This is a genomic window from Mesorhizobium sp. M1E.F.Ca.ET.063.01.1.1 (genome assembly GCF_003998155.1).
Classification (GTDB): Bacteria; Pseudomonadota; Alphaproteobacteria; order Rhizobiales; family Rhizobiaceae; genus Mesorhizobium.
Window position 1 is genome coordinate 1 of sequence record NZ_RZSC01001079.1, and the last position, 1,505, is coordinate 1,505.

The following is a 1,505-nucleotide window of genomic DNA, read 5'->3' on the forward strand; positions in this document are numbered from 1 at the left end:
CGCCTCGAATGTCTCGAGGTGCACACGGCTCTCGGCTGACGATGCCGGTGAGAGGCCATCGCATCATTCTTGCTAAAGCGGAATCAGCGGCTCTGCGAACGCCGCCATTGGTCAAGCTTTCAACCTCCGACATGCCGTCGCCGCGCGGCTTGCCAGGTCGCGAATATACATGCTTCCGATCGTCCGGCTTTGACCCGCACCCCGGGACACGATTTCAACATGTTCGTCTTGCTGCGCCTTCCAGGCCATGGCGAACGGCCGCCGTTGACCTGCCAGCACAGACGCAATCAGCTTATGCCTTTACACGATGTGCTCAGGCAGGATCAGGTCGTTGAGCCGGGTGGTCGGGTAGCTCGCGCTGAGAACGCAGCCAAGTTGCCGCGACGCGTTGCGATCGGAGTTGGCGCCGCAGGCACTTGTTTTGCGGGCTGCTGACCGGCTTCGGCCCACTGCCTGAGTTGTTCCGCCAGGCGGGCGTGGCCTTTTGCCCTTCCGCCGCGGCAAGCTGCATGGCAAGTTCGAAGAACCTTTCTCCGTCGCCTTCGGCGTGACTCTTCACGAGCCCAATCAATTGCTGTGCCGATGCCATTGCTATGACCTTCCCGAGTCCCCGTCAGCACCACCATGGCAAAGACGGCGCTCCCACACATTTTATAATCGAAAACTCTTAACAGGACAGCGCATCAGAGGTGGATTGATGGATGGTCCACTTGTAAATCACCATCTCTAATGCCGGGTTCCGACAATGGCAGCATGTCTGAAGCGCAAATGCGGTCGCATTGAGCCCCGGCTACAAAATCCCTATGCGCTACAGCGGCCCGGGCTCACTAGGGGAAATACGAGCGCCTCTGCACCGGAACTGCCGCTTGTCCGAAAAACGCCCACACATTTCGGACACGCAACTGCCGGCGGTTGCTAACGCGCCAGCGGACGGTCAATCATCGATCTCTGGGTCGGCGCTTTGACGGTTGGATGTAACGCCGGGCATGATGTCGCCGGCCAGCAGCTTTTCCTTCGACAGCAGTCCGGCATCCTCCAGCGCCTCGAAATCCGGCAGCTGGCGCAGCGTGTCGAGCCCGAACTGCGACAGGAAGTTCTTGGTCGTCACATAGGTATAAGGCGCCCCGGCTGCGGCGAGCGCGGACCCGACGCGATCAGCTCCTGCGCGCAGCACGCCGATCAGATCGCGCGACACTTCCTTGCCGAAAAAGCTCGACAGCTCGCCCCGGGTGATCGGCTGGAAATAGGCAATGCACATCAGCACTAGAGCCTCCGACTGCGACAGCTCTTTTGTCCCCTGCCCCGCAGCCGTGCCGAAGGCGGCGTGGATGACGTCGCCAAAGACCTTTCTGGTCCGGTGCTGCCAGCCGCCGGCGACCGCGACCAGCTCGTAGGGGCGGCCGGCGAGCTCGGCGCGGATGTCGTCGATGATCAGCTCGAGATTGCAGTTCTTCCCCACCACCCGCACGAGGACACTACGTGTCACCGGTTCGCTGGCGGAAAAA

2 protein-coding genes are annotated in these 1,505 nt (G+C 61.3%); both read right to left on the reverse strand.

Features of this window, described 5'->3' with window-relative positions; genetic code table 11:
- Positions 1-313: 313 nt before the first annotated feature.
- Entirely contained in the window at positions 314-589 is a 276-nt protein-coding gene (locus tag EOA29_RS36180) for a hypothetical protein (RefSeq protein ID WP_189479110.1), read from the reverse strand.
- Between the two features lie 345 nt (positions 590-934).
- Positions 935-1,505: SMC-Scp complex subunit ScpB (locus EOA29_RS36185; protein ID WP_145970034.1), on the reverse strand; the 571-nt coding region annotated here is incomplete at its 5' end.

Excerpts from the sequence above, each read along its gene's own strand:
- EOA29_RS36180 (WP_189479110.1), bottom strand. The coding sequence starts at position 589 with ATGGCATCGGCACAGCAATTGATTGGGCTCGTGAAGAGTCACGCCGAA.